The organism is Inquilinus limosus, from assembly GCF_002195995.1.
Classification (GTDB): domain Bacteria; phylum Pseudomonadota; class Alphaproteobacteria; order DSM-16000; family Inquilinaceae; genus Inquilinus; species Inquilinus limosus_C.
The window spans coordinates 1-2,182 of record NZ_NHON01000207.1; the positions used below are offsets into that span (position 1 = coordinate 1).

2 protein-coding genes are annotated in these 2,182 nt (G+C 71.6%); both read left to right on the plus strand.

Translation table 11 applies throughout. The features are described 5' to 3' along the window. Positions 1-1,013 (plus strand): trypsin-like peptidase domain-containing protein (locus BWR60_RS35930; protein ID WP_144445881.1); only part of this gene is annotated, 1,013 nt, incomplete at its 5' end. A gap of 114 nt (positions 1,014-1,127) precedes the next feature. Then, entirely contained in the window at positions 1,128-1,802 is a 675-nt protein-coding gene (locus tag BWR60_RS35935; protein WP_088158135.1) for a hypothetical protein, read from the plus strand. The last annotated feature ends 380 nt before the right edge of the window (positions 1,803-2,182 follow it).

A 2,182-nucleotide genomic window follows, 5' to 3' on the forward strand; every position in this document is an offset into this window, starting at 1 on the left:
CCGCTCGTCACCCGCTCGTCACCGCCGCCTCCGGCTCCTTCGCCGGGCTGGTGCACCAGGTGATGCCGGGCGTCGTCAATGTCGCCATCACCGGCCATGAGGGGCCGGCCCAGGTCGCCGACCGCGACGGCGGACCGCTCGGCGGCCCCGGCCCCGGCCGGCGCGGCGGCCAGGCGATCCACGGCGCCGGCTCCGGCTTCATCATCGATCCGGCCGGCTACATCGTCACCAACAACCATGTGGTGAAGGACGCCGACGCGATCACCGTCACCCTGAACGACGGCACCGTGCTGCCGGCCAAGGTGGTCGGCACCGACCCGAAGACCGACCTCGCCTTGATCAAGGTCAAGGCCGGCAAGCCCCTGACCGCGGTGGAATGGGGCGACAGCGACGCCGCCCAGGTCGGCGACTGGGTGATGGCGGTCGGCAACCCCTACGGCCTCGGCGGCACCGTCACCGCCGGCATCGTCTCGGCCCGCGCCCGCGACATCAACTCCAACCCGCTGGAGGACTTCCTGCAGATCGACGCGGCGATCAACCCCGGCAATTCCGGCGGCCCCAGCTTCGACGCCGCGGGCAAGGTCATCGGCATCAACAGCGAGATCTACTCGCCCTCGGGCGGGTCGGTCGGCATCGGCTTCGCCATCCCGTCCAACCTCGCCAAGTCGGTGATCGCCCAGCTGCGCGAGCATGGCAGCGTCCGGCGCGGCTGGCTCGGCGTGCAGATCCAGGCGGTGACGCCGGAGCTGGCCGAGGCCGCCGGCCTCGACTCGGCCCGCGGCGCCCTCGTCGCCGAGGTGCAGAGGAACAGCCCGGCGCTGAAGGCCGGCCTGCGCCAGGGCGACGTGATCGTGTCGTTCGGCGGCAAGCCGGTGGCGCAGTCGAAGGACCTGCCGCGGCTGGTGGCGGAGACCGCGTCCGGCGCCACCGTCCCGGTCCAGGTGCTGCGCGACGGCAAGGCCAAGGCCCTCTCAGTCGACATCGTGGTGCAGCCGAAGCCGGTGGAGAGCTGACGGCCCCGGCGGGCCCCGGCCGCCAGTCCGGCCTCGGGCCGCGATCGGCCGGCCCGCCCGCGGACACGAAATGTTTGATTGCGTCGGCCCGGCGTCTCGTTCATGATATGTTCCATGCATGAGGCGTCCTCCGAGTCCCGCGAGATCCGGCCGGCCGATCCCGACCTGCACTGGACGGGATGGGCGCTGGACACGCTGCGCGAGCTGGTCTCGATCGACATGCGCACCAAGCGCATGACCGCGACCCAGCAGCTGCAGCAGACCCCGGCGGGGCCGGACGCGCCCGATTTCGACCTGAAGCAGTCGCGGCTGTCCCGCTCCGTGCGGCTGTCGCTCGCCATGACCGAGCGGATCCGCGCCGGCTATGCGATGCGCCGGGACGAGCGCAAGGCATCGGGCGAGCAGGCGCGCCGCCGCAAGCTCCGGGAAGAGGTGGCCGAGGCTGCCGTCCAGGCGGTGGCGGCGCCCGACAAGGACTGGGACGCCGACTATGTGCGCTCGGCGGTGCGGGAGCGGCTGGACGAGGACGAGGTCCTCGACGCGCAACTCGACCTGCTGTCGCCGGAGGAGTTCCTGCGCGAGGTCTGCCGCAAGATCGGCCGCCCGCCGCCCTCGATCCCGCTGCCGCCGGGCCTGGATGATGGCGCCAATGACAATTCCGGACTGTCCGGCGCGGGCGCCGGCTGCGCCGATGCGCGCCCCGGGGCCGGGGAGGCCTGGCCCGACCCGCCGGAGGAGCCCGGCGACAACCATCTGCCCTCCAGCCCGCCGAAGCCTGACAGCAGCTGAGCGCGTCTGCGGTCGCGACACGTCTGTGATCACAAAGGTTCGAATGGTTTTGCCTCTCCTCCCCGGGCCTGACCCGGGGATCACGGGAGAGGCCGGAGGCGCTTGCGCCTCCGGGTGAGGGGAGGGCGTCGAGGCCGGGATCTGCCCTCACCCGGTCGTCCTGCGGACGCCCGACCTCTCCCGCGAGCGAAGCCTTTTCAGAACAGTTGAGATCCAATTTTTATAGTCCCCCCTCCCCTTGCGGGGAGGGGGCAGGGGGAGGGGTCTGCGCGCGGTCCGAACCGGCGAGAGTCTGGACAGATTGGACCGGAGAGATGGTTGACAGGTTTCCTGGACGGCAAGGGAGGGCTTGCCGATGCCGTGGATGGAGACCTGCGTGG

What these genes read in the sequence shown, in the direction of transcription:
- BWR60_RS35935 (WP_088158135.1), top strand. Translation starts at nt 1,128, where the DNA reads ATGCATGAGGCGTCCTCCGAGTCCCGCGAGATCCGGCCGGCCGATCCC.